The sequence below is a fragment of the Streptomyces sp. NPDC002306 genome (assembly GCF_053593435.1).
The window spans coordinates 1-1,983 of sequence record NZ_JBSFCK010000131.1 but is presented as its reverse complement, the minus strand read 5'-3'; the positions used below and the strand labels follow the sequence as shown (position 1 = coordinate 1,983).

Here is a 1,983-nt window from a genome sequence, read left to right as displayed (position 1 = left end):
ATCGCCTGCTTGAAGTCCCAGCGGATCTTCCACAAATCCCGATGCAGCCCGACCCACATGACGTCAACCGCCAAAGCCATCCCCACCCTGGAGCAGCACCACTGAAGAAGCTCACTCGCGCATCGGGCAAAAGCCTGGCCGTGATGGCCTGGGGACATAAGACCGCGCGACCACCTGCGCAAGCTGTCCCTGCACTGCCCCCAGGGACGCCGTCGCGGGCTACCGGACTCGAACCGGCCCAGACCTTTGCGGTCACAATCTCGAAGATTGAAGCGAATTTCCCATCACGCTCTTGCCCGCGACGGCTCAACACAGTCTACTGACAACCACTAACTCGAGAGGTAAACGCTGTCTGTCGGCACTAGAACTGTTGCACGAAGTACGGCTCCAAAGCCATCCAGCCGTTACCGCGGGCACCATAGCGAATGCCGTTTTCACTTCGGGCCAGGGTGTACCAGGAGTCGACGTAGTCCGGGTTGTCGGTCCACCAGTCGTCCGGCATAGCGTCAAGAACGACGTTTGCCAACGGAATATACACACCTGCATCACTAATAGTGAGCAGTGCAGTAGCGATAGCCTTGGCTAACTCGCGGTAGTTAGTGCTGCCGTCGTCTTCCATCATCACGGCGTCGGCAAGGTTGTACTTATAGTTTGCCCAGTTGACCAGGATCTGGTCGGGTTGGTAGGTCGTGTTTTCGTTGTCCAGGTAAGGCATGTCCACTGAATCGACCCGTACCTGACCGTTCTGTCCAAAACCGGTGACGAGAGTATAGATCTCGGCATCGCCCTTGATCCACGACTCCTCGTCGTCAGACAGCCGCACCTGGGTGATGCGGGTAGTCCAGAAGCCCGGGGTGGCTGCAGACGCCTTAGAGCGGGCAACCGCGGGGGAATTGAGCCCCTGACGCTTGAGATCGTCATTAAGGACCTTCAAGCCGGCAGCCACAGTTTTGGCTGCGTCGATGTCGACGACGTACACCGGCTGAGTGGGCACTTCGTCAACATCCAGCGTGTGGGTGTGCCCCTGGCTGTCGTACGCAGTGACAGTACGAGGATTGTCCTCGGCTGTCGCGGCAGCAACCCACGGCGTGGCTCCAGCAATGAGCGCCGCCCGCATGGAATCCGCCCCGAGTCGCAGCCTCAGCACTGAGCCGACGTTGGCGTCCAGACCCTTGGCAGCAACGATCCGCCGGTCTGCCGAGGCGAGAGTGGACTTTAAGGAGGCGCTGGCATGTTGGGCGAGAGAAGTGACGGCTACATCGTGTGAGACCAGCGCCTCCTTCTGAACGCGGGCACGCCATAGAGAGTCGGAAAGTGAGCTGGCTATCGCGCGGGCCGCATCATTCTCCATGACAGCGACTGCGGAGGTATGAGGATGGGGCGCCGCTGCGGTCGGCCAGGCGCTCAAAATCTGAGTGGCCGAAAGAGGGAGCAGGCATGCGGCGATGGACATGGCGGCGCCGAGCCGACGGTGTTGATATCTCACGTGGATCAAACACTCCAGGGGGACTGATGGCATGAAGCCGACGGGGAATCTGCACAGGTAGCGATTCACCGGAGAGCTTGGTGGGCCAAGTCATCCCAGGCAAGAGTATAAGTACTCGATTGGTTCAGTGGGCTGAACTGGATTTGTAGCGGCCTTGAAGCCAAGCATGAACGCCTTACCAGGTGAGAGAACACAAGTCCGATGCCTGCACCACGGAAGTACGCCGAGCGAGTCGTCCGAGAAGTCCAGCCTTCGGCTGTCCGGCGCCCATGCGACCTGCGATCCCAGCATCCGCAAGGGAAACTCTGTGACGGTGACGGGCGAAAAGTGGCGCAGCCAAGATTTTCGTGAAGCCGATCATGCTTCCATGGGTCTCTGATGCTCCGTCACTAACCTCGAAGTTTCATGACGGTCCGCCGACGGAGTCGGTGGACCGTTTTCGTGCCGTGAGGTGAGGGTGGGCAGGCCGAGGGCCCGAGTGTCGTCTCGGGGTGGCG

1 protein-coding gene is annotated in these 1,983 nt (G+C 60.0%); it reads right to left on the bottom strand.

What is annotated here, in order from left to right:
- Positions 1 to 361: 361 nt before the first annotated feature.
- Complete coding sequence (locus ACWCQK_RS42390) at positions 362 to 1,351, bottom strand: DUF3103 family protein (protein WP_451164590.1); 990 nt, start codon at positions 1,349 to 1,351, stop codon at positions 362 to 364.
- Positions 1,352 to 1,983 lie beyond the last annotated feature (632 nt).